Origin of the sequence: Niveibacterium sp. 24ML (assembly GCF_026586805.1) — a bacterium.
Taxonomy (GTDB): Bacteria; Pseudomonadota; Gammaproteobacteria; order Burkholderiales; family Rhodocyclaceae; genus Niveibacterium.
In genome coordinates this window covers 134,421-160,550 of sequence record NZ_JAPFHA010000003.1, presented here as the reverse complement: position 1 = coordinate 160,550, position 26,130 = coordinate 134,421, and the positions used below count along the sequence as shown (strand labels likewise).

Sequence of the window (26,130 nt, the reverse complement as noted above, 5' to 3'; positions counted from 1 at the left end):
AGACCGGGGCGGCGCCACGCGCTGCCCCGCCCCGCATGAACGACGCCATCCATCCCGACCCCGCAACGCCGCGCAAACCGGCCGATGCGGCCAGCCCGCGCCGCCACGCCTCGATGGCGCAGACCGACTCATGGCAAACCGCAGTGGATGGCGGCGCGCTGGACGACTTCCTCGCCGCCGGCGTCACGCTCGACGATGTGCCCGCGCTGTGGTCGCTCGCCCGCGCGCAGTCGCTGATCGCCGCCTTCATCACCCTGTTCCGCGGTGGCGAGGAAGAAGTCTTCATCCGCCTGCATGTGCTGCGCGAGATGGGCGGACGCGCCGAAACCCCGCGCTGGGGCCCGGACGAACTGCGTCGCCACTTCGCCTACCTCGACCCGATCAAGCTCGAAACCGTGCTCGCACGCCTGCGCGAAAACGGGCTGATGGTGTTCGGCGAAGACCGCCAGTACCAGCTCACCGATGCCGGCCGCAACGCGATGGCCGCGGTATCGGTGCTGCTGCGCTTTGGCGAGGACGAAGACGCCGAACTGGGCTTCCTCACCACCCAGCTCGCCGGCATGCAGGTCACCGGCACCGTCACGCCGGAAGTGCTGCAACACCTGCTGGCCAAGCTGAACGCGCTGACCGAATCCTTCGAAGAGTCGATCGCGTCGGGCTCTGAATTCCGCATCATCGAAGCCCGCAGCCGCCTGTCGGCCAACATGCGCTGGCTCGACAAAGGCACCGGCATCCTGCGCTCACTGCTGGATGTTGAAGAGGTCACGCCCGAGATCGGCCGCGTCGCCCACGCCATCGGCCTTGCGCAGAGCAAACTTGCGCGCGCCGATGCCGCCTTCCAGCGCGCGCTCAACAAGATCGAATCGCAGCGGGTCACGCTGGGCGAATCCGGCGTTTCATCGTCCGACGTCATGGTCTGGCTGCGCGCGCGCACCACCGCCGACATCGCCGCGCTCGCCAACGACGCGCTCGGCGCCTCGCCGCAAACGCAGTTCGTCGCCGGCGGCCATGAATTGCTGGACCGCGCCGAAAGCGCACTGTCGGAAGAAGTGCAGCGCATGGAAGCCGACAACAGCCTGCCCGCCTCGCAAACCGTCGACCAGAACCTCGCGCCTGAATCCGAAGACCTCTCGCTGCTCTGGAAGCTCACCGACCGCCTCACCAACGTCGCCGAAACCGCCCCCGCCCACCGCCTCGTGCTCGGCGGCGGCTTCGCGCCCGCCAGCTACCGCCTCTCCCTGCTCTCGCTGCTGGGCGGCGTCGAAGCCCAAGCCGAAGGCCCGGTCGCCGACCTCACCCAGATGCCGTACGAACTGGTACTCGAAGACCACCAGATCCCGGTGCATCAGGATGAAGTGGCGACGATGTCGGCAGGCTCGGTCGTTCGCAAGCCTGAGGCTTAGGCTCTGATGCGAATTCTTGTGACAGGGGCGGCTGGTTCGGGCACGACAACGCTGGGCGTTTCGATTGCTCAAGCGATGGGCGCGCGGCACTTCGAAGCCGACGATTACCTTTGGCTTCCTACTCACCCGCCATACCAGAAGCTTCGCCAAGCCGAAGAACGAGCATCGATGCTGATAAGTGCACTGAACGGCGCACCCGATGCTGTGGTGTCCGGAAGCGTGATGGGATGGGGTTCAGCGATCGAGGACTGCTTCGATGCCGTTGCATTCCTGTACGTGGAAACCAGCATTCGAGTCGCGCGACTGATTGAGCGCGAGCAGCGCCTGCATGGCAGCGCGCGACCCGAGTTTCTCGAATGGGCCGCATCCTACGACGGCAACCCCGCAGAGGGCCGAAGCCTCGCCGCACATCGAAACTGGCTAGGCAGCCGTCGCTGCAAGGTCGTCGAACTCGTCGGTCCGCAGAACAATGAAGAACGCCTGAAGCAGTTCCTTTCGACTGTAGCCCTGAAGGAGCGCGCTTAGTGTCGCCCAACGAATCGCGCATCACCCAACAACTTGATTTCCTGAACGAGGTCGAGAAGCTCAAGTTGGTGTTCAGGCGCAACCGGGTTGTCGATCGCTCGCGCTTCGAGAACAGCGCCGAGCACTCCTGGCACATCGCGCTGATGGCGATTGTGCTGGCTGAGCATGCGGACGCCGGCTCGCTGGACGTGCTGCGCATCGTAAAGATGCTGCTGATTCACGACTTGGTCGAGATCGACGCCGGCGACACCTGGGCTTACGACACCCAAGCCCAGAAGAAGCAGCCCGACAATGAGGAATCGGCCGCAGCAAGGCTGTTCGGCATGCTACCTGCGGAGCAAGGGGCCGAATTCCTTGATCTGTGGCGTGAGTTCGAGGCGCGCAGCACGCCCGAGGCCGCTTTTGCCGCCTCGATTGACGCCCTGCAACCGCTGACAAACCATCTGATTTCCGGCGAACCCGAAGACCCGTCGCTGATCCCGACGAAGACCGCCGTTCTGGCGCGCAAGCAGCACATCGCGGCTGCATCGGCTGCGCTTTGGGCGCAGGCGCAGAGCACCATCGAAACCAGTACTGAGAAGGGGCTGTACCGAAATGAGTAGTTCGCCAGCACGCATCACCGTTGAGCAAACAAACGCGGAAGGCCTTTGATGGACCACAACATCACCACCCTCACCGCCCGCCTGCTGGCCCATCGCTGGCTGCCGCGCACCGATGCGCAGGTCAAGCGTGCGCTGGTCGACGAGAGCTTCCGGCTTGAACTGGAACACCGGCTCGCCGAAGTCGGCCTGCAGTTGCTCGACAACCCGTTCGCGGCGCATGTCGCGGTTGGCCTGAAGGAAGACATGCTCGACGCGGTGTTCGGCGGGCGCGACTACCAGGCCAGCACGATGGGCCTGACGCGCGACGAGATTGCGCTGCTGATCGTGATCTGGGCGCTGATCATCCTGCCCAAGCGCGAACGCCAGCTCGGCCGGCGTGAACGCGGCGACGATGGCCAGAACGATATGTTCGGGCAGGAAAAACCGATCACGCACGGCGAGGAAGTCTCCGGCGCAATCTCCGAAGCCTCGCTGCTGGCGGACTTCGGTGCGCAACTGGGCGGTAAGACCAAGGTGCGCAACTTCGCCCTCGGCAAGCTTGCGCGGCTCGGCTTCATCGAACGACGTGGCGGCATGATCCACGAGGGCCCCTTGCTCGACGTGCTGCTCGACTACCGCGTGCTGGCCGACCGCATCGTCAACGGCACCCTGGCCGACGTGCTGGCCGCCGCCGGCCACGCGCTGCCCAGCACCGACGAGGCATTCGAAGAGGATGCCGATTCCGAACCCGATTCCACGGACGCCTGATACCGCATGTTCCATATCCGCGAAATCGAACTGGTCCACTGGGACTTCTGGCGCCGCTTCACGATCCCGCTCGACGCCCAGATCATTACCATCGTCGGGCCCAACGGCTCCGGCAAAACTACCCTGCTCGACGCGCTGCGCACGCTGTTCGCGCTGCGCTGCTCCGGCAAGCGCGAGTTCCGCCGCTATGTTCGCCGCGCGAATGCCGGCGTGGCGTGGATTCGTGCCACGGTGGCCAACCGCCCCGGCCCGACCGGCAAACGCCCCTTCTTCCCCTGTTTGCGCGACGACGTCACGCTCGCCTGCCGCATCAAGCGCGCCGGCGGCGACTGGACGCGCGAATACACCATCGAAGACGGCATCGTCCCGATCGAGGAACTCGACGAGCGCGCCCAGTGGGCCGGCCTGCGCGACTACCAGACCCGGCTTGCCTACGCCGGCCTGACGCCCGCCATCGCCAAGGTGCTGGCGCTTGAGCAGGGCGACACCGACAAGCTCTGCGAGTACTCGCCACGCGCCCTGCTCGATCTGGTCTTCGATGTGTTCGGCGACAAGGAAGTGCTGGACAACTACCAGACCGCCCGCACCGAGCAACACACCGCGCTGCGCGAACTCGAATCGCTCGCGCTGGATCTGGAAAAGCTCCGCGCCCAGGCCGAGGCCAAACGACTGGAAGCGGACCGCTACATGGAGTGGCGCGACCTCACCCGCGAAACCCAGTCGCTGGAAGCGGAGATCATTCCGCGGCTCGAAGTCGCCGACCTCAGCCGCGAGATCACTGAGGCGCGCGGCAAGCTTCGTGGCGCCCGAGTCGATGCCCGCGAACGCACCGCCGTGGTCGCCAGCGCGAACGCCCGCCTGGCTGAACTGGACGGCGAACGCAGCACGGCACGCGATGGCCTCGCCAACGCCAAGGCGCTGCTCGCGGAACAGGATGCGCTGTGGCTCACCGCACGCGACCGCCTGCGCGACATCGATCGCCTGCTCGCCGAGCGTGACGCACTGCGTGAGCGCGTCAGCCGCGAACACGGTGCTGACGCGCTGGCGAGCGAGGAAGAAGCCTCCGCCTCCTTCGCCGCGGCCGATGCAGCGCGCAGCCAGGTCCGCACACTCAAAGCCCGATTCGAGGAAGTCACCGAGCAGTTGCGACAAGCCCGCGATAAGGCCGGCCCGCCGCAAGAGGCGGACGTACGCCGATTCCGCAGCCTGCTGAGTGACGAAGGCATCGAACACATCGCGCTGGCCGAACTCACCGAAGTCACCGACCCGGCCTGGCAAGGCGCGGTTGAGGCCATCCTGCGGCCCTATCGTTCGCTGCTGCTGCTGGAAGACGAGAACGACCGCTACGCCGCCTGGGCACTGGGCGAACAGGAACGCTTCCGCCACTTCCTCGTCGCAGAGCGCGCGCCCTGCCCTGGCCCGATGCCGGGTAGCCTGCTCGAAGTCGTGCGCTTTGCCGGCGACCCGCCGCGCTGGCTCGCCGACCTGCTCAACCGCATCCAGCGGGTTGCCAGTGCCGACGCCGCCAAGCGCCTGCCGAAGGATCAGGACTGGATCACGCCCGAGGGCTACCACCGCGAACGCCGCGGCGCCCGCCACCTTGGCGTGCCGCACGAATTCTGGTTTGGCGCACTCGCCCGTACTTCGCGAGTCGATGCTTTGAATGCTGAAGTCCGCGACCTGGACGCCCGCCTGCAGGCGGCGCAAAAGCAGCAGGACGAGGCCGATGCCCGCCTGCGCGCCTGCCGCGAAAAGCTACTGGGCTTGCAGGCCGCCGAGTTGATGCTCGCGCGCGCATCCGAGTTCGAAGCGGCTGCGCAGGAACAAGCGGTGGCGCGCAGCGCACAGCAGGCCGCCGAAGCACAGCGCGACGCGGCGCGCGCCGAAGTCACCCGTTGCGAAGAAAGCCTGCGCGGCATCGAGATCGAAGCCAATCGCCGCAAGGACGAACTGCGCATCGCGCGCGAGGCGCTGGTGCGCCTGAACGCGGACGACAAACCGCAACGCCTGGAGCAGGCCGCCCGCCTGATGCGCCTGCGCAGCAAGCGCCGCGGCATGCCGCGGCGTTGGCTCGACCCCGAAACCCTTTCTGGGCTGGCCGAGCAGTTCAACGGCCTGGCCGGCGCGCGCAACGAACTGGCGCGCCTGAAGCGCCGCTTGAACGAAGGCGACTGGGCGACCGACGAGCAGGTGCTGATCGTGCGCGACAAGCTCAAGCTCGAACTCGACGCCCGCGAGCGCGACTACCGCGAGCGCAGCGGCTACTGCGAGCGCACCCGCATCCTCGTCGACGAAGCGCGTGCCGCCTACATCGCCAAGCTGCGCGCCACCGTGCGCCAGTACGCGAAGAACCTGCGCGCGCTGGGCGAGCTTGCGGGCATCCATGTCGAGTGCCCCACCCCGCTGCTTGAAAATGAAGACGCCACCCTCTCGTCGGCCGGGCTGGAAGTGGCTTTCGATTTCGACCAGAAGGGCGTGCAGACGCTTAACGATGGCGAAGCCTCTGGCGGCCAGCAGGTGATGAAGTCGCTGATCCTGCTGGTGGGCCTGCTGATGGACGACGCCCGCCCTGGCGGCTTTGTCTTCATCGACGAACCCTTCGCCCACCTTGACGTGGCCAATATCGACCGCGTTGGCGCCTTCCTCCGCGCCACCCGCGCGCAATACCTGATCACGACGCCGGTAACGCACAACGCCAACGTGTTCCAGCCAGCTCAACTGACGCTGGTGACCCGCAAGAAGAAGGGCGGCGAAGACTGGGCGCCGCCAATCGGCGTGCTGCGGCGCGAGATCTGATGCAAATTGGCCTCAAGCCCTAGTCGGCTCGGCCGATAATCACTCAATAACCTAGCAAGCGTAGAGATGAGCGATACCACCGGACTTGCCCGACTGGCTGCAGGCACCGACCAAAGCATGCTGAAGCTGCTGGGGCAGGTACGCGCCATGTCTTCGAGCCGCGACCGCGAGCAGATGACGCTTCGTCTGGTCACCGCGATGCGCGACGTGCTCGGCGCGCGAGAGGTCAAGCTCTACGCGGTAAGCGCATCGCCGCACGGCCCGGTCGGCGCGGTGGTGGCCGTGGCGGCGCCAGATCGCGAACAGGTGGCCAACGAAGACGAGGAACACCCACCAGTACCGCTGCACGACGATCCCTTCCTGGACTCGGCCATCCGCTCCAGCGACGGCGTTGCCGAGATTCGCTCTGAATCCGCCTACCGCCTAGCGCTGGCCATGGGCGACACCGGCAACCCGCACGCGCTGCTGGTTGCCGACTGCGACATCGCCCCGGAACCGCGCGTTCGCGATGCCTTTCTGCATGTCGCCCACTTCTACCAGAATCAGCTTGACCTGCTCGACTACGCCGAGCTAGACACCCTGACCAAGCTGCTCAACCGCAAGACGTTCGACGAGAACTTCGACCGTTTCATCGCAAGTGTAGGCCGTGCGCTGCAGACTGATTCAGACCGCCGCAATCAGGACGATCTGGCCACACGCCCCTCATGGATGGGCGTGATCGACATCGACCGCTTCAAGCGCATCAACGACAACTTTGGCCACTTGTTTGGCGACGAAGTGCTGCTGCGCGTGGCCGAGGTGATGAGGAGTTCGTTCCGCCAGCGCGACAAGCTGTTCCGCTTCGGGGGCGAAGAATTCGTCGTGCTGCTGCGCAATGTCAGCGAGCCGGACGCACGCGCAATCTTCGAGCGCTTTCGTACCGCGGTTGAATCGCACGAGTTCCCGCAGGTCGGCCAGGTCACTGCGTCAGCGGGTTTCACGCAGATCGATCCGACTCAACCGCCGGCCGAAATGCTCGGCCACGCGGACGAAGCGCTGTATTTCTCGAAGCAGAACGGCCGCAACCAGGTCAATAGTTACGAAGACCTCGTGGCACGCGGCCTGCTCGAAGGCCCCAAGCCCGCCGCAGGCGCAAACACCGAGCTTCAGGCGGATATCGACGCGCTTTTCGATTGATCGGAAAGACGGCGCGAAGCGGCGACGTCCATGGTTCTGCATGCGGCGGCAATCTCGCAACCTCCTTGACCAAGCCGGGCATTTCATCCCCGCGGGAATTCGCACCGCTCGATACGACCAACGTCCAAGCAGCGCTGAACCGGAAGAATCGGCTTCGTCATTAACGGTCCGGTCACGGTCACGGAACGGTCGCAGCCCTCGACGCCACCGAACGTCGGAGTCACACGCGAACTGCGCAGCGATCACTCCGCCTTTCTGATCAGCAAACTCACGCTCAAAAAGCATCCGGACTTTCTTGAAGCACTGAACACTGCGCTCAAGCAGATGCACGCGCGCGGGCCGACCGAATCCATTCATCAAAGACACGCGGCACACACATAGACGGCGGATTCCAGGTGTGTTCGATCAAGGTTTACCCGCATGCGGCATGGGCCTGCATGCCCGGCGCTTACTCTTGATCTGGCCCGCAAGCGACGTGGCCACAGGGGGGCCCGAGTATGTCAAAATCAGACCCTTTGCACCGAGGGGCGATCCTGCCCCGGACGCCCGACCATTGTCGGCTGCCGTGTGCCTTGCCTTGAGCTTCTGCCATGTCCGAAAACAACGAAAATCCGGTCCACGCCCAGGACGAAAACCACATCATCGCCGAGCGTCGCGCGAAGCTTGCGAAATGGCGTGAGTCCGGCAAAGCCTACCCGAACGACTTCCGCCGCGAGAACACCGCGGGCAAGCTGGACGAGCTGTACAGCGGCAAGGACAACGAGACGCTTGAGGCCAACCCGGTTGAAGTGAAGGTCGCTGGCCGCGTGATGCTCAAGCGCGTCATGGGCAAGGCCTCGTTCGTGACCGTGCAGGATCTTTCGGGCCGCATCCAGCTTTACGTCACCCGCGATGCGGTGGGCGAAGAAGTGTATGCAGACTTCAAGACCTGGGATCTGGGCGATATCGTCGGCTGCGTCGGCACGCTGTTCAAGACCAAAACGGGTGAGCTTTCGGTCAAGGTCGCCGAGATCCGCCTGCTCTCGAAGTGCCTGCGCCCGCTGCCCGACAAGCACAAGGGCCTTGCCGACGTCGAGATGACCTACCGTCAGCGCTACCTTGATCTGATCACGTCGGAAGAATCGCGCTACACCTTCGTCGCGCGCTCACGCCTGGTGCAGTCGATCCGCAACTACATGACCGGGCACGGCTTCCTCGAAGTCGAAACGCCGATGATGCATCCGATCCCCGGCGGCGCCGCGGCCAAGCCCTTCAAGACGCACCACAACGCGCTCGACATGGAACTCTATCTGCGCATTGCGCCGGAGCTCTACCTCAAGCGCCTCGTGGTCGGCGGCTTCGAGAAGGTGTTCGAGATCAATCGCAACTTCCGCAACGAAGGCATCTCGACCCGTCACAACCCCGAATTCACGATGATGGAGTTCTACGAGGCCTACGCCGACTACCAACTCGTCATGAACTTCACCGAAGGGCTGATCCGCCACGCGGCGCGTGAAGCGCTGGGCACCGAAGTGTTCCAGTACCAGGGCCGCGAGCTTGACCTGTCGCGCCCCTTCCATCGCCTGACGATGGCTGAAGCCATTCACAAGTACAACCCGGGCTTCTCGATGGCGCAGCTCAACGATGCCGACTGGCTGCGCGACAAGCTCGCCGCGATGAAAGTCGACGTCAAGGGCGCGCCGGGCCTGGGTGGCCTGCAACTGCTGATGTTCGAAGAGAACACCGAGGCCGAGTTGTGGGAGCCGACCTTCATCATCGACTACCCGACCGAGATCAGCCCGCTGGCGCGCAAGTCCGACGCCCGCCCCGAGATCACCGAGCGCTTCGAACTCTTCATCGTCGGCCGCGAAATCTGTAACGGCTTCTCTGAGTTGAACGATCCGGAAGACCAAGCTGAACGCTTCCTGGAGCAGGTCAAGGCGAAGGAAGCCGGCGACGACGAGGCGATGTACTACGACGCCGATTACGTCCGCGCGCTTGAATTCGGCCTGCCGCCCACAGGTGGTTGCGGTGTCGGTATCGACCGCCTGATCATGTTGCTGACCGACAGCCCGGCGATCCGCGACGTCATCCTTTTCCCGCAGATGCGTCCGGAATAAGCTTCACATACCCGAAACCCACTCGAGAGCGCCCGCGTGAGCACTGACTATCGCCCCCTCGACACTGCAAGCCTTGAATTCGGTGAAGACGGCACGCCGTACTCAATCAAGTACGACGACGCCTACCATCCGCATGCAGGCGCAATGGGGCAAGCGCGACACGTCTTCCTGGCCGGCTGTGCCCTGCCAGAGGGCTGGAAGGGGCGCGACGACTACGTCGTGATCGAAACCGGTTTCGGGCTCGGACATAACTTCCTGGCAACCTGGGAAGCGTGGCGTGCCGATCCGAACAAATGCCGGCGCCTGCATTTCATTTCGGTTGAGAAGCATCCCTTCAATGCCAGCGACCTGGCCGAAGCGCACGCAAAATCGGGGGCACCGCCCGATCTTGCCGCCAAGCTGCGCGCGCAGTGGCCGTTGCCGATGCCCGGCTTCCACCGCCTGCACTTTGACGAAGATCGTGTCACGCTGACGCTGCTGTTCGGCGAAGCACACATGATGCTGCCGGAACTGCGTGCGCAAGCCGATGCGATCTACCTGGACGGCTTCGCACCAGGCAAGAACCCGGACATGTGGTCGCCTGCGGTGTTTGAAGCGCTCGCCGAGCGCGCGCACACCGAGACACGGATTGCAACCTGGTCCGTCTCGGCGTGGGTGCGCACCGCACTCGCCGAAGCCGGCTTCCTGACCGACAAGCAGGCGGGTTACGGTGGCAAGCGAGAGATGCTCTGCGGCCGCGCAACCACGATTTCCGAGCGGCGCCGCACGCCCGATGACCGGCGTGCAATCGTGATCGGCGCCGGCTTGGCCGGCACTTCGATGGCGGAGCGTCTTGCCGCGCGCGGCTGGGATGTGCAACTGGTTGAATCGGCCTCACAACCCGCCCAAGGCGCCTCGGGCAACCTTGCCGGCGCCTTCCGCCCGCTGCCGTCGGCCGACGACGGGCGCCTCTTCCAGATCACCCGCTCAGGTTTCCTGTACGGGCTGCGGCACATCAAGAATCTGCAGCAGGAAGAGCTCAACGTGCGCTGGGCGCCCTGCGGCGTACTTCATCTGGCTCGCGACCCGGAGCAAGAAGAAAAGCAGCGGATGGTTGTCGAAGCCATCAAAGCACCGCAGGAGTTCGTCCGCTACGTGGACAAGCGTCATGCGGAGCGAATTGCGGGTGCCCCGGTCTCGCACGGCGGTTGGTTCTTCCAGATGGGCGGGTGGATCAATCCGCCCAGCCTGTGCGTTGCCAACCTTGCGCGTCACCCCGGCCGCGTCGTCGCGCGCTTTTCCACCCATGTTGCGCGCTTGCAGCGGGTGGGCAAGCTTTGGCGCGCCGTTTCCGCCGACGGCAAGCTGATCGCAGAAGCGCCGGTAATCGTGCTGGCCAACGCTGCGGATGCGCGCCGCCTTGCAATGGCTGACTGGATGGCCCTGCGCGTGGCACGTGGCCAGGTCACCCACCTGCCTGAAGACACGGTACCCGCGCTCAAGACGGTTGTTTGCGGACAAGGCTACGCCACACCTGCGATTGACGGCGTAACCTGCGCCGGCGCCACCTTCTTTGCCGATGATGAATCGACCCATGTTCGCTTGGGCGACCACCTCGAGAACATCGACAAACTACACAAGATGCTGCCGGGCTTCGCCAAGAACGCGCCGATGGACCGCTTTGGCGGCCGTGTCGGCCAACGCCCGGTCTCGCTCGACCGCATGCCCATTGCCGGCGAACTGCCTTCGGTGATGAGCGGCAAGGGCTTCGATCTGAACAGCGTGCCCCGCCATGCCGGCCTCTACATCCTTTCCGGATTCGGCGCGCGCGGCCTGGTGTGGTGTTCATTGCTGAGCGAACTGGTTGCCAGCCAGATTGCGAATGAGCCCCTGCCCGTGCCGGAATCGCTCGCGGATCGGGTAGACCCGGCGCGCTTCCTTTTCCGCAAGATTCGCAGCCCGCTCGTCGCCGAGATCTGACACGGCGGCGCCCCTCGCGATGCCAGGCGCATCGCGAGCGACACACATGTAAGCGCTGGTAAAGCCTGTCTGCCCAGCGGCGACAGGCGCGTTATCGTGAAAGCAAGCCCAAATACCGGAGCCCTTCATGACAAACGCACACGCAGTCAAACCTCCCAGCATGCATCCGATGATGTGGGTTGCCGCCGGGTCAGTTAGCCTTTTCAGCCTCACCGGCATCGCAGCGCTTACCGGCATGATCCCGGCACGCCTGCTTGAGCCAACGCCCGACCCCTTGGCCAATGCTGCAAGCGCCGCAGTGACACCGCCGCCACTTGCGGCACCGATCGCCAGCGCTGGCGAAGCCACTGTCACCGTGCCGCAAGCCGCCGTACCGGCAAGCGCCGCGACGCCCCCCGCAAACACAAAACCGGCACCCAAACCCGCCAGCAAGCCCGCGCCAACGCACAAGCCTGAGGCACATCGCGAGAAGACGGCACCGGTTCGTGCAACTGAGGCTGAGGCCGCGCCCCGCGCGATTCCAACGCGGACCCCAGACGACAAACCCCGCGCAGTCACGGTCGCGCAGTGTTACGACTGCGGGGTTGTCGAAAACGTGCAGGCAGTCGAGCAAGCTGGCGAAGGCAGTGGCCTTGGCGCCGTGGGCGGCGCCGTGCTCGGTGGCGTGCTCGGCCATCAGGTTGGTGAAGGACAAGGCAAGCAGCTCGCACGGATCGGCGGCGCAATCCTTGGCGGCATTGCGGGTCACCAGGCTGAAAAGCAGATCCGCAAAACCAGCCACTACGAAGTCACCGTGCGGATGGACGATGGGAGCCGCAAAACCCTGACGCAAACCACGGCTACGACATGGCACACGGGTGAGCGGGTGCGGGTCGAGAACGGCGTGATCGTCGGCCGTGCCGAGACCGCTTCATCCGCCATGCTCTGAAGCATGGCAACGAAAAAGTCGGCGTGCTCATTTATTAGGCAAGCCGACTTTTTTCTTTAACATCAGTTACTTGTCACGGCAGTACAGGACTAATCCACAGCTTGACCCCCAGTCTGTGGGGACAGAAATCAAGGTGGCTGCGGCTCCTTGCCCATTTTTTGTGCAACGGAGTCATTCCCCTTATGCGGCAGTGACTTAGCGCAACTGTTAGGCCGATATCCACAGGCTGTTCAACAGAAGCTGGGGATCACGCTTTCAGTACTACGTCCTCTGAATCGCTCACCGTTACATTCACCGCAAACCCGTCACGCACACTCTGTGTCACCACGCAGAACTCTTCAAACTGCGCCAGCACGCGGTCCAGATGCTCAAAGCTGGCGCCCGGCTTGCCCAACTTGATTGCGACATCCACCGCGCCCACCCGCAAGCGCTTGGACTCGTTGCGCGCCATGCTCACCTCGACATCCACCGTCACCGGATCGGGCTCGTTCTTGAACTTGCGCAAGGCAAACATCAAGCTCGCCGCAAGACAGTTCGACACCGCCGCCGCCAGCATGCGCGAAGGGTTCGGCCCCGCGTTCTCGCCCAAGGGCGGCGGCTCGTCGGTCGTGACCGGCGGAATCTCGGTGTCGAGAAATTCGACGAGGAACTGGTAGTCCTTCTGCTGCGTCAAGCGCAGCTTGAAACCGGCATCACTCATGACTCACTCCTTGGCAAACGGGTTTCCAACGGCATGATCAAAGGCTTGCTGCCTTGCGCGCCCAGCGCACAATCTCTGCGGCCGGGCGGGCGCCGGCCTCGCGGGCCAGTTCGCGCCCGCCTTTCACCATGGCAAGCGTTGGAATGCTGCGAACGTTGAACAGAGCAGCGATGCGTTGATTGGATTCAGTGTCGAGCTTTGCGAAGACCACCTCACCGATCATCTCGCGCGCCGCCGCGGCAAACTGCGGCGCCATCATTCTGCACGGCCCGCACCATGCCGCCCAGAAGTCGATCAGCACCGGCAGATCGCTCTTGTTGGCAAAGGCATCGAAGTTTGCCTCGGTCAGCTCGACCGGCTCGCCGGTGATCAGGGGGCGCTTGCATTGGCCACAGTTCGGGCCATCGCCAATGCGCTCTGGCGGTACGCGGTTCAAGGTGGTGCAATGAGGGCAAACAATTTGCATGGATGTTCTCTTGTTCAATCAGTTGCGAAGCAACACGGCGTCACCCTGCCAGATATGGCCAAAGCGCCGCTTTGAAAGATCAGCCGTGGATGCCGCCACGCTTGACGCCCAGCTTCGTCAGGATGTCTTCCATCAGACACCAGCGGGTGATGCCGCTCTGCAGCAGGTTGATACCGACAAAGGCCGTGAAGGCGAGGAACCACTCGCTGACAAAGATCGGGCTGCCGGGGATGCCCAGCGCAAGCGAGAGCAGGACAAAGGTGCCGGCGATGATGCGGATAAGGCGTTCGGTCGTCATGGGATTACTCCTTCATTTCAGGGAAAACGGCGCGCGTTGAGCGCGTAGTACAGGATCGGAATCACCACCAGGGTGAGCAGGGTGGACACGGCAATGCCGAACAGCAGCGACACTGCGAGTCCGTTGAAGATCGGGTCGTCGAGGATGAACAGCGCGCCCATCATCGCGGCCACGGCGGTCAGCACGATGGGCTGCGCGCGCACGCCGGCCGAGCGGATCACCGCCTCACGGAAAGGCACCCCTTGGGCAACCTGCAGGTTGATGAAGTCGACCAGCAGGATCGAGTTGCGCACGATGATGCCGGCCAGCGCGATCATCCCGATCATGGAGGTGGCGGTGTATTGCGCACCGAACAGGGCATGGCCGGGCATCACGCCGATGATGGTGAGCGGGATCGGCGCCATGATCACCAGCGGCGTCATGTAACTCTTGAACTGCGCGACCACGAGCAGATAGATCAGGATCAGGCCCACCGCATAAGCGGCGCCCATGTCGCGGAAGGTCTCGTAGGTGACCTGCCACTCGCCGTCCCACTTGATCGCGTAACCCTGCCACGCGTCGTCGGGCTGGCGGATGAAGGTCTGCCCCAGGGTGCCGCCCTCGTCGAGCTTGAGATCATTCAGTTTGCTGCGGATCGCGAACATGCCGTAGAGCGGGCTGTCGAGCTTGCCGGCCATGTCGCCGACCACGTAGGTCACCGGCATCAGATCCTTGTGCGTGATGACACGGTCGCGCTCGCCGTGCTGAACGTCCACCAGATCGGCAAGCGGCACGGTGCGGCCATCGGCGGTGGCCACCGGCAGTTTGAGCAGCGCATCGAGATTCGAGAGTTTGTCGGGCGACACCTGCAAGCGCACCGGCACCGCGTACTTGCTCTGCCCATCGCGCAGGTAGGTCACTTCGGCCCCCTGCCCTGCGGCGTAGAGCGTCTGCGCAATCTGTGCCTGGCTCACCCCCAGCTGCGCCGCCTTGCCCTGCTTGATCCGCAGCGTGACTTGCGGCGAAGCAGCGTTATCCGTGGAGTCGGTATCGACGATGTCGGCGGTGCCCTCGAAGGCTGCCAGCACCTTCTTCGCTACCGCACGGCGGCCGGCCTCATCGGGGCCGTACACCTCGGCCACGATCGGGCTCATCACCGGCGGGCCGGGCGGCACTTCCACCACCTTCACCCGCGCGCCGTGCTTCTTCGCGATGGCCTGCAGTTCGGGACGTACCGCAAGCGCGATCTCATGGCTCTTGCGGCTGCGGTGGTGCTTATCCGCCAGGTTCACCTGGATGTCGCCCAGTTCAGTGGCCGCCCGCAGGTAGTACTGGCGCACCAGGCCGTTGAAGTTGATCGGGCTCGCAGTGCCCGCGTAAGCCTGGTAGTCGGTAACTTCCGGCACCTTGGCGAGCGCCGCGCCCATCTCGCGCAAGACCGCGGCCGTGTCTTCGACCGGCGTGCCGGGCGGCATGTCGACCACCACCTGAAACTCGCTCTTGTTGTCGAAGGGCAGCATCTTGAGCACCACCCACTGCATCACCGGCAAGGCGAGCGAGATGGCAATGGCGCCCGCCACACCCGCCCACAATTTGCGGCGCGCACGCTTGCCTCTTTCGGGATCAAGGAAGGGGCTGAGTAGCTTGCGGGCGAGACGCATCACCTTGCCCTCGGCGTGATCGCCGGCATGGGTGTCAACCTCGCCGCCGTGATGCGCGCCGAGCCATTTGTTGGCCAGCCAGGGCGTGACGATGAAGGCGATCGCGAGCGAGAGCAGCATGCCCATGCTCGAGTTGATCGGGATCGGGCTCATGTAGGGCCCCATCAAACCGGTGACGAAGGCCATTGGCAGCAGCGCGGCGATCACCGTCAACGTGGCCAGGATGGTCGGGCCGCCCACTTCATCAACCGCCTGCGGAATGATCTCCCACAGGGGCTTTCCGGGCTCCAGCACGCGGTGGCGGTGGATGTTCTCGACCACCACGATCGCGTCATCGACCAGGATGCCGATCGAGAAGATCAGCGCGAACAGCGATACACGGTTGAGCGTAAAGCCCCAGGCCCAGCTGGCGAACAGCGTCGCCGCCAGCGTCAGGATCACCGCCGCACCCACGATCGCCGCTTCGCGCCGGCCGAGTGCAAGCCACACCAGAGCGATCACCGACAGCGTAGCAAACGCGAGCTTCTGGATCAGCTTGCTCGCCTTGTCGTCGGCCGTCTGGCCGTAGTTGCGTGTGACCGTGAGTTCAACGTTCGCGGGGATCAACTGGTTGTGCAGGGCATCGACACGCTCGGTCACCGCGCGCGCCACATCCACCGCGTTCTCGCCCGCTTTCTTCGTCACTTGCAGCGTGACTGCAGGGTATTCAGCGGGCGCCTTGCCCCCCAAGCCATGCCACACATAACGGCCCGGCATCGGCGCGCCGGCCTCGATCCGCGCCACGTCGGCCAGATAGACCGGCTTGCCGCCACGGCTGCCGATCACCACGTCGGCGACCTCGCGGGCGTCGGCCAGATAGGTGCCCACCTCGACATGCAACAAACGATTGTCAGCCGCCAGTTCGCCCCCCGGCATCACCAGGTTGCGGGCCTGCAAGGCCTGCGTGATCTGGCCGACCGACATGCCCAGCGCCGACAAGCGATCGGCATCCAGCCACACGTTTACCGCATTGCCGGGGCCGCCAATCGTGCTGACTTCGCGGGTGCCCTTGACACGCTTGATCTCCGCCTCAAGCCCATGTGCCACGCGTTCCAGATCGAACGCGCTCGCGTCCTGATCCTTGGTCCAAAGCGTCAGCGCCACAATCGGCACATCGTCGATGCCCTTGGGCTTGACGATCGGCTCCATCACGCCGAGCCCGGCGGGCAGCCAGTCGCGGTTGCTGTGCAGGGTGTCGTAGAGGCGCACCAGCGCCTCGGTACGTGGCACACCCACCTTGAATTGCACGGTGAGGATCGCCAGACCCGGGCGCGACACCGAATAGGTATGTTCGATGCCGGCAATCTGGTCGAGCACCTGCTCGGCCGGCCCCGCGACAAGGCGCTCGACATCGGTGCTCGACGCCCCCGGGAAGGGGATCAGCACATTGGCCATCGTCACGTTGATCTGCGGTTCTTCCTCGCGCGGCGTAATCGCGGCAGCGAAGATGCCAAGCAGCAGCAGGACCAGCGCCAGCAAGGGCGTAAGCGCATTGCGCTGGAACATCGCCGCAATGCGGCCGGACACGCCGAGTCGATCAGTAGATTCGCTCATCACGCGCCTCTCACTTCGCTGCCGCCGCGATGCCGGCTTTCACCGGATCGAGCGCCACCGCCTCGCCGGCCTTCAAGCCTGCGAGCACTTCAATACGGCCATCAGCCAGGCGTTCGCCCGCGCGAATCTGGCGCTGCTGGAAGCGGCCATCCGCGCCCTTGACGTACACCGCCGTCAGTTCGCCGCGCTTGAGCACCGCAGCTTGCGGAATCGCAAGGCGCTGCGCCTCGCCGACCGCAAAGCGCGCGCGCGCAAACTGGCCCGGCGTCGCTTTTGCGCTGGCGGGCAGATCAATGCGGACTTCGGTGGTTCGGGTGCTCGGGTCGGCCGAAGGCAGCACGGTGACTTGTTGCGACACAACGGTCTGGCCGCCAAGCTCAAGTTCAACGGCGGACTGCTTGGCCAAGCCAGCCTTCACCGCGGCCAGTTGCGATTCCGGCAGATGCGCCACCGCGCGCAAAGCGCCGGGCTGGAACAGCGTCGCGATCGGTTTGCCGGGCATCGCCATGTCGCCGGCCTCGATATGGGTGGCCGCCACAACGCCGTCATAAGGTGCGGTGATCAGCGCGTGGCTGCGCGTCGCCGTGGCTGCGCCGGCCCCGGCGCGAAGCGCCTCGACGCGGGCACGCAGCGCCTTGACTTGCGTATCGGACTGCTCGACGACCGAGGGGCTGACAAAGTTCTGCTTTGCCAGCGACTGGTTGCGCTTGTGATCCAGTTCGGCCTTCGCCAGATTCGCCTGCGCTTCCATGATCGCGGCGTTACTGGAGGCTTCGGCCGCACCCAGCTCGCGATCGTCCAGCCGCACCAGCACCTGGCCCGCTTTCACGACGTCGCCGGCACGCACCGCCAGTTGCAGCACCCTGCCCTGAACCTGCGCCGCCACCACGCTTTGCCGCACCGCCTGCACCGTAGCGTCCGCCACATAACTGCCTGCGGCCGGCGATCGGGTTACCACGGCTGTCGGCAGGGCATCTGCCGCCATGGCGGCGCCGCTGATCCCCAACAACAGCCAGAGCAAATTTCGCATCGTCATTGCAGCTTGTCCTCGTTGAATGCGTTCAAGTCTGCTATCACGATATAACCACTAAGCGATCTTTGCAAGACTTGTTCGCTTGATAACCACTGGGATATATTTCGGACACACGACTAAAAATGGACTCCTGCCCCATGGCCCTGCCCGAACAAGCCATCGACCGCGTCGCGCTGTATTTTCGCGCCCTCTCAGACCCGACACGCTTGCGTATCCTCAACGCCTTACGCGAATCGGAACGCTCGGTCGGTGAACTCACCGAGATCGCGCAATGCAGCCAGGCGAATGTGTCGAAGCACCTGCGTGTACTTGCCGACGCGGGTATCGTCGCCCGCACGCCGCGTGGCACGACCACCGTCATCAGCGTCGCCGATCCGGCGATTTACGACCTTTGCTCGCTGGTTTGCGATTCGGTCGCGCGCGAACTGGAAAAAGGCCTGGAGCTACATCAAGCCCTGATGGACAGCCGCAAGCTTCGCAACGCCTGATCGCGGCGCCACCGGGCGGGCACTGCTGCCTCGCGCGTGGGGATTGCCCAGAAAACAGGCAAACCGACGCGGCGCCCGGCCGATGCGCCCATCGCGTACTTATCCACAGCCTGTTCACAGATCCACCCACAGCTTCTGTGGATTGTCCGTCGGCCAAACCATTCATGCGGTGCATCGATACGTCCGCGACAAGCACGCGCGGACGCACCGATGCAGCACATCAGGCCCGCTTGGCCATGCCTTCGTCCCGCAGACTGCGCCGCAGGATCTTGCCGACGTTGGTCTTCGGCAGTTCGGTGCGGAACTCCACCTGGCTGGGCACCTTGTAGCCGGTCAGTCGCTCCCGGCAGTATGCAATCAGCGCTGCCTCGGTAACGCCTTCGTTGCGCACCACCACAAACAGCTTTACCGCCTCACCGGACTTCTCGTCCGGCACGCCCACCGCAGCCACTTCAAGCACACCCGGATGGCCTGCTACAACGTCTTCGATTTCGTTTGGATAAACGTTGAAGCCCGAGACGAGGATCATGTCCTTCTTGCGATCAACGATGCGGAAGAAGCCTTGCTCGTCCGCCACCGCCACGTCGCCGGTCATGAAGAATCCATCGCTGGTCATGACCTTCTTCGTCTCGTCCGGACGCTGCCAGTAGCCAGCCATCACCTGCGGCCCCCGCACACAAAGCTCACCCGGATGACCAAGCGGCACTTCAACGCCCGCGTCGTCACGGATCGACACCTCGGTCGACGGAACCGGCAGCCCGATAGTGCCGTTGTAGGCCGGCAGATCCAGCGGGTTGATTGTCACAGCGGGTGAGGTTTCGGTGAGGCCATAGGCTTCAAGCAGCGGCATGCCGGTGAGCTTCTGCCAACGCTCGGCCACGGCGCGCTGCACCGCCATGCCGCCGCCAAGCGTGAGCTTGAGCGATGAGAAATCCAGGTCACGGAAATCATCGTTGTTCATCAAGGCATTGAACAGGGTGTTCACGCCGGTGATGGCAGTGAATCGGTACTTCGCCAGTTCCTTGGCGAAGCCTGGAATATCACGCGGATTGGTGATCAGCAGGTTGGCTGCGCCAATCCGCATGAAGGTCAGACAGTTCGCCGTAAGCGAGAAGATGTGATAAAGCGGCAAGGCGGTGACTATCAACTCTTCGCCTTCCACCACCGCGGAGGCCAGCCATGCGTAGGCCTGCTCAACGTTGGCCACGATATTGCGGTGCGTGAGCATGGCGCCTTTCGATACCCCGGTGGTACCGCCGGTGTACTGCAGGAAGGCGATATCGTCGAGTGTCCGCGGAACCGGTTTGAAGCCGGTTCCCGCGCCACGCCGCAAGGCTCCATTCAGCCGCACGGCACCTGGAATGTTCCAGTGCGGCACCATCTTTTTCACATACTTCAGGACCAGGTTGACGATCGCCCCTTTGGCGCCCGGAAACAGATCGCCCAGCCCGGTCACGATCACCTTCTCAACCGCGGTACCGACGATGGCCTCTTCAACCGTATGTGCAAAGTTCTCCAGCACCACGATCACGCGTGCGCCAGAGTCCTTCAGTTGATGATGCAGTTCGCGCACGGTGTACAGCGGGTTGCAATTGACCACTACACAGCCGGCCCGCAGCGTGCCGAACACGCCGATCGGGTACTGCAGGCAATTGGGCATCATCACCGCAACGCGATCACCGGGCACCAGCCCCAGGTCATTCTGCAAGTAACCCGCAAAGGCCGCTGTCTGCTGGTCCAGTTCCCGGTAAGTGATCCGTACCCCCATGTTGATGTAGGCCACCTTGTCCGCGAAGCGCTTCGCACTGCGCTCGAAGATGTCCACCACCGAACTGAAAGCATTGACATCAATCGTTGCCGGCACGCCTTTCGGGTAGCTTTTCAACCAGATCGATTCCATCTTTCCCCTCCTCCGTTTGTCCCCGATTGTTTTTTCTGGCGCTCACTTGGCAGCCGTATCGCCATTGGCGCACACTCCAGCCCCACCATGAGCGAGATCCATATCCGACGCACCCACACCCTCAGCCCCGCACAAGCACGGGAGGCAGCCGAACGCGTCGCGGCCGACCTGAGGGAAAGACACCAACTTGACTACGAATGGCAGGACGACACCCTGGTCTTCGCACGTTCAGGCCTGTCCGGCCAGCTTGATCTTGATGGCGATGCCGTCGAGATCCGGATGAAGCTCGGTTTCCTGCTCGCAGTATTCCGCGGCCCCCTGGAAGCGGAAATCCACAAGTTCTTCGACGCCGAATTCGGCGAGGCCTGAACAAAAAAACGGCGGCACATGCCGCCGTTTCCTGCTCGATTTACCCCTTCAGCGATTTGACGAGTTCGATGTACTGGGTGCAGGCATCGTCCTGACTCGTACCCTTGATCGCGGCCCATGCATCGTATTTCGCCCGACCAACCGGATCAGTGAAACCGGGCCGCTTGCCCTCGCAGTCCCCCTCGCTCGCCTGCTTGAAGAGCGAATAGAGCTTGAGCAGCGTTGCATTGTCGGGCCGCTCGGTGAGCGTCTTGGAATCAGCCACTGCCGCTTCGAACTGCGCCTTCAGGTCGCTCATCGCTTTCTCCTTGTTTTGGTCATGCATCGACAATATCGGGCGACGCAAACGCGCCGCAGCCGTATTATTGCGCCCAAAATCGAGGAGAGGAATCAATGGCGCGCGAGAAGATGTCGAGTGTCGACACCGCATGGCTGCGGATGGATCGACCCAGCAACCTGATGCAGATTCTAGGTGTGATGGTGTTCGACAAACCGCTCGACTTGCAGCGCTTGCGGGACACATTGCAGATCCGGATGATCGATCGCTACCCGCGCTTTCGGCAGCGCGTCACGCAAACCTTCACCGCTTGCTACTGGGAGGACGACGACGACTTCAACATCAACCATCATGTGCACCCGGTAACACTGCCAGGCAAGGGTGACCTTGATGCACTGAAGGCACACGTCGCCGATCTCGCCAGTGAGCCACTCAACCCCAATCGCCCCTTGTGGGAGATGCAGGTCATCCAGACCCCCGCCGGCGTCAATGCGATGGCGGTACGCATCCACCACTGCATTGCCGATGGCATCGCGCTGATCGGGGTGATCCTCTCGCTCACCGATGAGCGTGCCGACGCGCCGCTGGGCCTGCCGCACCCCAGCAAACGCAAGCCGCACATCGAAGCACACGACGATGACCAGTTCTGGTGGAAAGTGTTCAGCCCCGCGACCGAGGCGTGGCTCAACTCGCTCTCGGTCGGCAGCAAGCTGTGGTTCGGTTATCTCGATCTGTTGATGAATCCGGGCAAGGCGGTAAGCCATGCCCGCATGGGCGCCGCTTTCGCGGGTGAGCTGGCCAAGCTTGCGCTGATGCCCAACGATTCTCCGACCCGCTTCAAAGGCAAGGCGGGTGTTGCCAAGTCCGTAGCATGGTCCGAACCGATGCCGCTCCCCACCATCAAGGCCGTCGGCAAGGTGCTTGGCTGTTCAATCAATGATCTCTTGCTCGCATCGGTCGCAGGCGCCTTGCGCAGCTACCTGCAAGAGCGCGGTGACGAAGTGGATGGCGTCGAACTGCGAGCCATGGTGCCGGTTAACCTTCGCCCGGCTGGGCAAGCCAGCAAGCTGGGGAACCACTTCGGGCTGGTTGCACTGGAGCTGCCGGTGGGCGTGGAAAACCCGCTCGAACGCCTGTACGACACCAAACGCAGGATGGAAGCGCTCAAGCATTCCTACCAGGCGGCCGTCGCCTTCGCCCTGCTCGGCGTCGCCGGCATGGCGCCAAAGATCGTGCAGCAGGAAGCGCTTGATCTGCTGGCCAACAAGGCCAGCGCCGTGATGACCAATGTGCCCGGCCCGCAGAACCCCTTGTTCCTCGCCGGATCGGGCGTGTCGCAGCTGATGGTGTGGGTGCCGCAGAGCGGCAACATCGGCATGGGCGTCAGCATCCTCTCGTACAACGGGAACGTGCAGTTCGGCCTGATCACCGATCACAAGCACTGCCCCGACCCCGAGAACATCATCAAACGATTCAGCGGCGAATTCGAAAAACTGATGTGGCTGGTGCTGATGGAGCCGTGGGATCGCCTAGAGCATCCGCACGAGGTCGAGCAACACATCAAGGCAGAATTGGGCGAGCACTGAAGCAGCGCCTCAGTTGCAGGGCAAGGGCACCATCAAGGTCTTGCCCGCGCCCTGCCCGGGGGCCGACATCATCGCGGTTGGCGGCATTTCCATCAGGCAAAATGCGCCCTGCTCAGTCTTGATGCGCCACACCATGCCGCCCTCCGGCGCCGTCCATGAGCTTTCTTCGAGGAAGGGCAGCGGACGCCCGAAGCGCTTTTCCAGCGCAAGCGCAATCGCGTCACGCCGTGCTGCAGGCGCGGCCGGCATGTGTCCGCGCTTCGGATCGAGGCTGCCTTCCTGCCGCGCCATCTCTTTCATCACCGCGCCAATGCTCGCCCGCGCGCTGGCCGCAAGGTCTTCGCCGCTGGGCGGTACTTCGGTGGGCACCCTGACCTCTGCTGCGTGCGGCTGCCCCGGCGGCGCCGGCCTTGTTCGAACCATCGGTTTGCGGCCCGGACCAGTGGGCGCGGGTCCGGCTCGCTTTGCAACCGCCGAGGACTGTGTCGTCACCCCAAGCACTACGGGCTGAGATTCATTCAATCGCAGCGAAGCGTGAAGCCGAACAGGTGCAGGCGACGGCAGGCGCCGGTCAAACGGCCGCGTCAGCAGCACCGCATGCAGCACCACCGACGCAGCCACCGCCAGCGCCAAACGGGGCTGGCGGTGAGCACTCCAGACATCAAGCGATGATGCCGCCACCCAGGCACACGCGGGATTCGTACACCACAACAGACTGGCCCGGCGTCAGCGCCCACTGCGGCGCGGCAAAGGCGATCTCGCACCGATCCGCCGACAGCGAATCGATCTCGCACGGTGCATCCGGCGTGCGGTAGCGCGGCTTGGCGGTGTAGACCCAGTGCGTGCGCGGCGGCTCGCCAGAGATCCAGTTCAGGTCGATCGCTTCCAGCCGCTCCTTGAGCAGCGCAGGGTGATCATGGCCTTGCACGACGTAGAGTACGTTCTTCTTCACATCCTTCACCGCCGCGTACCAGGCGTCGTGTTCGCCAGCCACATCATTGCCCTTGATGCCGCCGATGTGCAGGCCCTTGCGCTGGCCGATGGTGTGGTACATCAGGCCCTGGTGTTCGCCGATCACCTTGTCGCCGTCGAGCGTGCGGATCTCGCCCGGCTTGGTCGGCAGGTAGCGCATCAGGAATTCGCGGAACGGGCGCTCGCCGATGAAGCAGATGCCGGTCGAATCCTTCTTGTCGAACACATGCAGGCCGGCCTTCTCGGCGATCTGGCGCACATCACGCTTGTACAGGTGGCCAAGCGGGAACACCGTCTTCGACAACTGTGCCTGGTTGAGGCGGTAGAGGAAGTAGCTCTGGTCCTTGGTGCCGTCCTCGGCCTTCATCAACTGGAACTCGCTACGATTGTCGTTGTGCCACTCACGCACCTGCGCGTAGTGGCCGGTTGCAATCTTGTCGGCACCCAACTGCATCGCATGGTCGAGGAAACAGCGGAACTTGATCTCGCTGTTGCACAGGATGTCCGGGTTCGGCGTGCGCCCGGCTTCGTATTCGCGCAGGAAGTCGGCGAACACCCGATCCTTGTACTCAGACGAGAAGTTCACGACTTCCAGATCGATGCCGATCACATCGCACACCGAGGCCACGTCGACCAGATCCTGCCGCGTCGAGCAGTACTCGTCGTCGTCATCGTCTTCCCAGTTCTTCATGAACAGGCCAATGACTTCGTAGCCCTGCTCCTTGAGCAGCAGCGCCGCGACCGAGGAATCCACGCCACCGGACATGCCGACGACGACTTTCTTTCCGTTGCTCATGCTGTCTCTTCTTCAGTCGTAATGCCGGATCAGTTCCAGCGGGTAGCGCTGGCCGGCGAGGTAATCATCAATGCAGCGTAAAACCAGCGGGCTACGATGCCGTTCTGGGCAGGCTGCAAGTTCGTCACGCGTCATCCACAGCGCACGCAGGATGCCGGTATCGAGTTTGCGGCCTTCATCAAAACCGGTGCTCACGCCGGCAAAGGCAAAGCGCACGTAGGTGACCTCGCCATCGGGGCGCGGCCATTGGTACACGCCGATCAAGGCCTGCGGTGCAACGCGGTAGGCCGTTTCTTCCAGTGCCTCGCGCGCGCACGCGGCAAGCAGCGACTCACCCTCATCCAGATGGCCCGCCGGCTGGTTGAGGCGTACTCCGTGATCGGTTTCCTCTTCTACCAAGAGGAAGCGCCCTTCATTTTCGACCACCGCAGCAACGGTGACATGCGGATTCCAAGCCATGCCGAACTCCGACCGGAAAACGCGCATTTTAACGCGAGCACGGCGGGCTGCCGGTGCAAGCGCGGAATCAGCTAAAATCACGCTTTTCGCCGACCGCAGGCGAAGCAACAAATCAAACTCCAAGGGGGAATGCTCATGTCGATGGCCGACCGCGACGGTTTTATCTGGTTTGACGGCAAGCTCGTGCCGTGGCGCGAAGCCACCACGCATGTGCTCACGCACTCACTGCACTACGGGCTGTCTGTCTTCGAAGGCGTGCGCGCCTATAAAACCGACACTGGCACCGCGATCTTCCGCCTCAAGGAACACACCGATCGCCTGTTCACCTCGGCCCACATCTACATGATGAAGATCCCCTTCGACAAGACGACGATCAACGAGGCCCAGAAGGAAGTCGTGCGCGCAAACAAGCTCGAAAGCTGCTACCTGCGCCCGATCGCATTCTACGGTTCGGAGAAGATGGGCATTTCGACCCGCGGCGCCACGGTGCATGTCGCCATCGCCGCCTGGCCGTGGGGCGCTTACCTGGGTGAAGACGGCCTTGAGCGCGGCATCCGCGTCAAGACCTCGTCCTTCGCGCGTCACCATGTGAACGTGACGATGCCGCGCGCCAAGCTCGCCAGCACCTACGCAAACTCGATCCTCGCCAACCTCGAAGCCACGCAAGACGGCTACGACGAAGCAATGCTGCTCGACACCGAAGGCTTCGTTGCCGAAGGCGCAGGCGAGAACCTCTTCATCGTCAAGGATGGCGTGATCATCGAGCCGGAAATCGCCTCGGCGCTCACCGGCATCACCCGCTCCACGGTGCACACGCTGGCCAAGGATCTGGGCCTCGAAGTGCGCACCCGCCGCCTGACGCGCGACGATATCTACATCGCAGACGAAGCCTTCTTCACCGGCACCGCCGCTGAAGTCACGCCGATCCGCGAACTCGACAACCGCCAGATCGGCAGCGGCTCACGCGGCCCGATCACGCAGAAGATCCAGGCGCGCTTCTTCGATCTGGTCAACGGCCGCCTGCCCGAGCACAAAGACTGGCTCGCCTACGTTTAAGGGGTTTTGAACATGCCCGAGAATCAGGACAAGAATCAGCCGATCGCGGTTACAGCAAAGGATCTGCCGCTGCACTGCCCGATGCCCGACGCACCGCTCTGGGCACGGCACCCGCGCGTGTTTCTGGATGTGCTGAAAACCGGCGAAGCCGCTTGCCCGTATTGCGGCGCCAAGTACAGCTTCACCGGCGAACGTCCGAGCGGACACCACTGACCGGGCTCGGGTGGCGGTTGCCCCCGACACGCGCTGCGGATCGGGGGCT

At 63.7% G+C, this 26,130-nt stretch carries 24 protein-coding genes; 14 read left to right on the top strand and 10 right to left on the bottom strand.

Features of this window, described 5'->3' with window-relative positions; all coding sequences use genetic code 11:
• Positions 1-35 precede the first annotated feature (35 nt).
• The 9 genes from OPU71_RS03840 to OPU71_RS03800 all read left to right on the top strand — a co-directional run bounded on the left by OPU71_RS03840 (position 36) and on the right by OPU71_RS03800 (position 12,235).
• The gene (locus tag OPU71_RS03840; protein ID WP_324256029.1) at positions 36-1,403 is read left to right on the top strand and encodes a hypothetical protein; all 1,368 of its coding nucleotides are present in this window, start codon (positions 36-38) and stop codon (positions 1,401-1,403) included.
• 6 nt (positions 1,404-1,409) lie between these two features.
• The gene (locus OPU71_RS03835; RefSeq protein WP_267725072.1) at positions 1,410-1,928 is read left to right on the top strand and encodes a hypothetical protein; all 519 of its coding nucleotides are present in this window, start codon (positions 1,410-1,412) and stop codon (positions 1,926-1,928) included.
• A complete protein-coding gene (locus OPU71_RS03830; RefSeq protein ID WP_267725070.1) occupies positions 1,928-2,530 on the top strand; it encodes an HD domain-containing protein in 603 nt (200 codons plus the stop codon). Before OPU71_RS03835 ends, OPU71_RS03830 begins: the two co-directional genes overlap by 1 nt.
• Before the next feature lie 48 nt (positions 2,531-2,578).
• Positions 2,579-3,277, top strand: a complete 699-nt coding sequence (locus tag OPU71_RS03825; protein ID WP_267725067.1) for a hypothetical protein — start codon at positions 2,579-2,581, stop codon at positions 3,275-3,277.
• Between the two features lie 6 nt (positions 3,278-3,283).
• Positions 3,284-6,073 (top strand): AAA family ATPase, encoded by a 2,790-nt coding sequence (locus OPU71_RS03820; RefSeq protein WP_267725065.1) that lies wholly within the window; start codon positions 3,284-3,286, stop codon positions 6,071-6,073.
• A gap of 66 nt (positions 6,074-6,139) precedes the next feature.
• Entirely contained in the window at positions 6,140-7,249 is a 1,110-nt protein-coding gene (locus OPU71_RS03815) for a sensor domain-containing diguanylate cyclase (RefSeq protein ID WP_267725063.1), read from the top strand.
• Between the two features lie 590 nt (positions 7,250-7,839).
• On the top strand, positions 7,840-9,348 hold the full coding sequence (gene lysS, locus OPU71_RS03810; RefSeq protein ID WP_267725062.1) for a lysine--tRNA ligase: 1,509 nt from the start codon (positions 7,840-7,842) through the stop codon (positions 9,346-9,348).
• Positions 9,349-9,384: 36 nt separating this feature from the next.
• Positions 9,385-11,307: a bifunctional tRNA (5-methylaminomethyl-2-thiouridine)(34)-methyltransferase MnmD/FAD-dependent 5-carboxymethylaminomethyl-2-thiouridine(34) oxidoreductase MnmC gene (gene mnmC, locus OPU71_RS03805; RefSeq protein WP_267725059.1), complete on the top strand. Its 1,923-nt coding sequence runs from the start codon at positions 9,385-9,387 to the stop codon at positions 11,305-11,307.
• 127 nt (positions 11,308-11,434) lie between these two features.
• A complete protein-coding gene (locus tag OPU71_RS03800) occupies positions 11,435-12,235 on the top strand; it encodes a glycine zipper 2TM domain-containing protein (protein ID WP_267725056.1) in 801 nt (266 codons plus the stop codon).
• Positions 12,236-12,482: 247 nt separating this feature from the next.
• On the opposite strand, the gene OPU71_RS03795 is transcribed toward OPU71_RS03800, so the two are convergent.
• The 5 genes from OPU71_RS03795 to OPU71_RS03775 all read right to left on the bottom strand — a co-directional run bounded on the left by OPU71_RS03795 (position 12,483) and on the right by OPU71_RS03775 (position 17,968).
• Positions 12,483-12,935 carry an OsmC family protein gene (locus tag OPU71_RS03795; RefSeq protein ID WP_267725054.1) on the bottom strand — a complete coding sequence of 151 codons (453 nt, stop codon included), beginning with the start codon at positions 12,933-12,935 and terminating at the stop codon, positions 12,483-12,485.
• A gap of 37 nt (positions 12,936-12,972) precedes the next feature.
• Positions 12,973-13,401, bottom strand: a complete 429-nt coding sequence (gene trxC, locus OPU71_RS03790) for a thioredoxin TrxC (protein ID WP_267725052.1) — start codon at positions 13,399-13,401, stop codon at positions 12,973-12,975.
• Positions 13,402-13,480: 79 nt separating this feature from the next.
• Positions 13,481-13,699, bottom strand: coding sequence for a YgaP family membrane protein (locus OPU71_RS03785; RefSeq protein ID WP_267725050.1), 219 nt, complete (start codon positions 13,697-13,699; stop codon positions 13,481-13,483).
• A gap of 17 nt (positions 13,700-13,716) precedes the next feature.
• Positions 13,717-16,932 (bottom strand): efflux RND transporter permease subunit, encoded by a 3,216-nt coding sequence (locus tag OPU71_RS03780; RefSeq protein WP_267725049.1) that lies wholly within the window; start codon positions 16,930-16,932, stop codon positions 13,717-13,719.
• Positions 16,933-16,942: 10 nt separating this feature from the next.
• Positions 16,943-17,968: an efflux RND transporter periplasmic adaptor subunit gene (locus OPU71_RS03775; RefSeq protein WP_267725048.1), complete on the bottom strand. Its 1,026-nt coding sequence runs from the start codon at positions 17,966-17,968 to the stop codon at positions 16,943-16,945.
• Positions 17,969-18,102: 134 nt separating this feature from the next.
• On the opposite strand from OPU71_RS03775, the gene OPU71_RS03770 reads away from it, so the two are divergent.
• A complete protein-coding gene (locus OPU71_RS03770; RefSeq protein WP_267725046.1) occupies positions 18,103-18,453 on the top strand; it encodes an ArsR/SmtB family transcription factor in 351 nt (116 codons plus the stop codon).
• 220 nt (positions 18,454-18,673) lie between these two features.
• On the opposite strand, the gene OPU71_RS03765 is transcribed toward OPU71_RS03770, so the two are convergent.
• Positions 18,674-20,353, bottom strand: coding sequence for a long-chain-fatty-acid--CoA ligase (locus tag OPU71_RS03765; RefSeq protein ID WP_267725045.1), 1,680 nt, complete (start codon positions 20,351-20,353; stop codon positions 18,674-18,676).
• A gap of 87 nt (positions 20,354-20,440) precedes the next feature.
• Between OPU71_RS03765 and OPU71_RS03760 the strand changes: the two genes are divergently transcribed.
• A complete protein-coding gene (locus OPU71_RS03760) occupies positions 20,441-20,722 on the top strand; it encodes a polyhydroxyalkanoic acid system family protein (RefSeq protein WP_267725044.1) in 282 nt (93 codons plus the stop codon).
• 40 nt (positions 20,723-20,762) lie between these two features.
• Here OPU71_RS03760 and OPU71_RS03755 read toward each other — a convergent pair whose 3' ends face one another.
• Positions 20,763-21,020 (bottom strand): acyl-CoA-binding protein, encoded by a 258-nt coding sequence (locus tag OPU71_RS03755; RefSeq protein WP_267725042.1) that lies wholly within the window; start codon positions 21,018-21,020, stop codon positions 20,763-20,765.
• Positions 21,021-21,115: 95 nt separating this feature from the next.
• Here OPU71_RS03755 and OPU71_RS03750 point away from each other — a divergent pair, with 95 nt between their 5' ends.
• Positions 21,116-22,585, top strand: a complete 1,470-nt coding sequence (locus tag OPU71_RS03750) for a wax ester/triacylglycerol synthase family O-acyltransferase (protein ID WP_267725040.1) — start codon at positions 21,116-21,118, stop codon at positions 22,583-22,585.
• A gap of 9 nt (positions 22,586-22,594) precedes the next feature.
• On the opposite strand, the gene OPU71_RS03745 is transcribed toward OPU71_RS03750, so the two are convergent.
• The 3 genes from OPU71_RS03745 to OPU71_RS03735 form a co-directional block, all read right to left on the bottom strand.
• Complete coding sequence (locus OPU71_RS03745) at positions 22,595-22,954, bottom strand: hypothetical protein (protein ID WP_267725039.1); 360 nt, start codon at positions 22,952-22,954, stop codon at positions 22,595-22,597.
• 292 nt (positions 22,955-23,246) lie between these two features.
• The gene (gene mnmA, locus OPU71_RS03740) at positions 23,247-24,353 is read right to left on the bottom strand and encodes a tRNA 2-thiouridine(34) synthase MnmA (protein WP_267725038.1); all 1,107 of its coding nucleotides are present in this window, start codon (positions 24,351-24,353) and stop codon (positions 23,247-23,249) included.
• Positions 24,354-24,365: 12 nt separating this feature from the next.
• Positions 24,366-24,812: an NUDIX hydrolase gene (locus tag OPU71_RS03735; RefSeq protein ID WP_267725037.1), complete on the bottom strand. Its 447-nt coding sequence runs from the start codon at positions 24,810-24,812 to the stop codon at positions 24,366-24,368.
• Positions 24,813-24,947: 135 nt separating this feature from the next.
• Between OPU71_RS03735 and OPU71_RS03730 the strand changes: the two genes are divergently transcribed.
• Both OPU71_RS03730 and OPU71_RS03725 read left to right on the top strand, forming a co-directional pair.
• The gene (locus OPU71_RS03730) at positions 24,948-25,868 is read left to right on the top strand and encodes a branched-chain amino acid transaminase (protein WP_267725035.1); all 921 of its coding nucleotides are present in this window, start codon (positions 24,948-24,950) and stop codon (positions 25,866-25,868) included.
• A gap of 12 nt (positions 25,869-25,880) precedes the next feature.
• On the top strand, positions 25,881-26,081 hold the full coding sequence (locus tag OPU71_RS03725) for a zinc-finger domain-containing protein (RefSeq protein ID WP_267725034.1): 201 nt from the start codon (positions 25,881-25,883) through the stop codon (positions 26,079-26,081).
• Positions 26,082-26,130 lie beyond the last annotated feature (49 nt).

Bases quoted from the DNA above. Each gene is read 5' to 3' on its own strand.
- OPU71_RS03840 (WP_324256029.1), top strand. From the start codon at position 36: ATGAACGACGCCATCCATCCCGACCCCGCAACGCCGCGCAAACCGGCC.
- OPU71_RS03835 (WP_267725072.1), top strand. From the start codon at position 1,410: ATGCGAATTCTTGTGACAGGGGCGGCTGGTTCGGGCACGACAACGCTG.
- OPU71_RS03825 (WP_267725067.1), top strand. From the start codon at position 2,579: ATGGACCACAACATCACCACCCTCACCGCCCGCCTGCTGGCCCATCGC.
- OPU71_RS03820 (WP_267725065.1), top strand. From the start codon at position 3,284: ATGTTCCATATCCGCGAAATCGAACTGGTCCACTGGGACTTCTGGCGC.
- OPU71_RS03815 (WP_267725063.1), top strand. From the start codon at position 6,140: ATGAGCGATACCACCGGACTTGCCCGACTGGCTGCAGGCACCGACCAA.
- lysS (WP_267725062.1), top strand. From the start codon at position 7,840: ATGTCCGAAAACAACGAAAATCCGGTCCACGCCCAGGACGAAAACCAC.
- OPU71_RS03800 (WP_267725056.1), top strand. From the start codon at position 11,435: ATGACAAACGCACACGCAGTCAAACCTCCCAGCATGCATCCGATGATG.
- OPU71_RS03795 (WP_267725054.1), bottom strand. From the start codon at position 12,935: ATGAGTGATGCCGGTTTCAAGCTGCGCTTGACGCAGCAGAAGGACTAC.
- trxC (WP_267725052.1), bottom strand. From the start codon at position 13,401: ATGCAAATTGTTTGCCCTCATTGCACCACCTTGAACCGCGTACCGCCA.
- OPU71_RS03785 (WP_267725050.1), bottom strand. From the start codon at position 13,699: ATGACGACCGAACGCCTTATCCGCATCATCGCCGGCACCTTTGTCCTG.
- OPU71_RS03780 (WP_267725049.1), bottom strand. From the start codon at position 16,932: ATGAGCGAATCTACTGATCGACTCGGCGTGTCCGGCCGCATTGCGGCG.
- OPU71_RS03775 (WP_267725048.1), bottom strand. From the start codon at position 17,968: ATGACGATGCGAAATTTGCTCTGGCTGTTGTTGGGGATCAGCGGCGCC.
- OPU71_RS03770 (WP_267725046.1), top strand. From the start codon at position 18,103: ATGGCCCTGCCCGAACAAGCCATCGACCGCGTCGCGCTGTATTTTCGC.
- OPU71_RS03765 (WP_267725045.1), bottom strand. From the start codon at position 20,353: ATGGAATCGATCTGGTTGAAAAGCTACCCGAAAGGCGTGCCGGCAACG.
- OPU71_RS03760 (WP_267725044.1), top strand. From the start codon at position 20,441: ATGAGCGAGATCCATATCCGACGCACCCACACCCTCAGCCCCGCACAA.
- OPU71_RS03755 (WP_267725042.1), bottom strand. From the start codon at position 21,020: ATGAGCGACCTGAAGGCGCAGTTCGAAGCGGCAGTGGCTGATTCCAAG.
- OPU71_RS03750 (WP_267725040.1), top strand. From the start codon at position 21,116: ATGGCGCGCGAGAAGATGTCGAGTGTCGACACCGCATGGCTGCGGATG.
- mnmA (WP_267725038.1), bottom strand. From the start codon at position 24,353: ATGAGCAACGGAAAGAAAGTCGTCGTCGGCATGTCCGGTGGCGTGGAT.
- OPU71_RS03735 (WP_267725037.1), bottom strand. From the start codon at position 24,812: ATGGCTTGGAATCCGCATGTCACCGTTGCTGCGGTGGTCGAAAATGAA.
- OPU71_RS03730 (WP_267725035.1), top strand. From the start codon at position 24,948: ATGTCGATGGCCGACCGCGACGGTTTTATCTGGTTTGACGGCAAGCTC.
- OPU71_RS03725 (WP_267725034.1), top strand. From the start codon at position 25,881: ATGCCCGAGAATCAGGACAAGAATCAGCCGATCGCGGTTACAGCAAAG.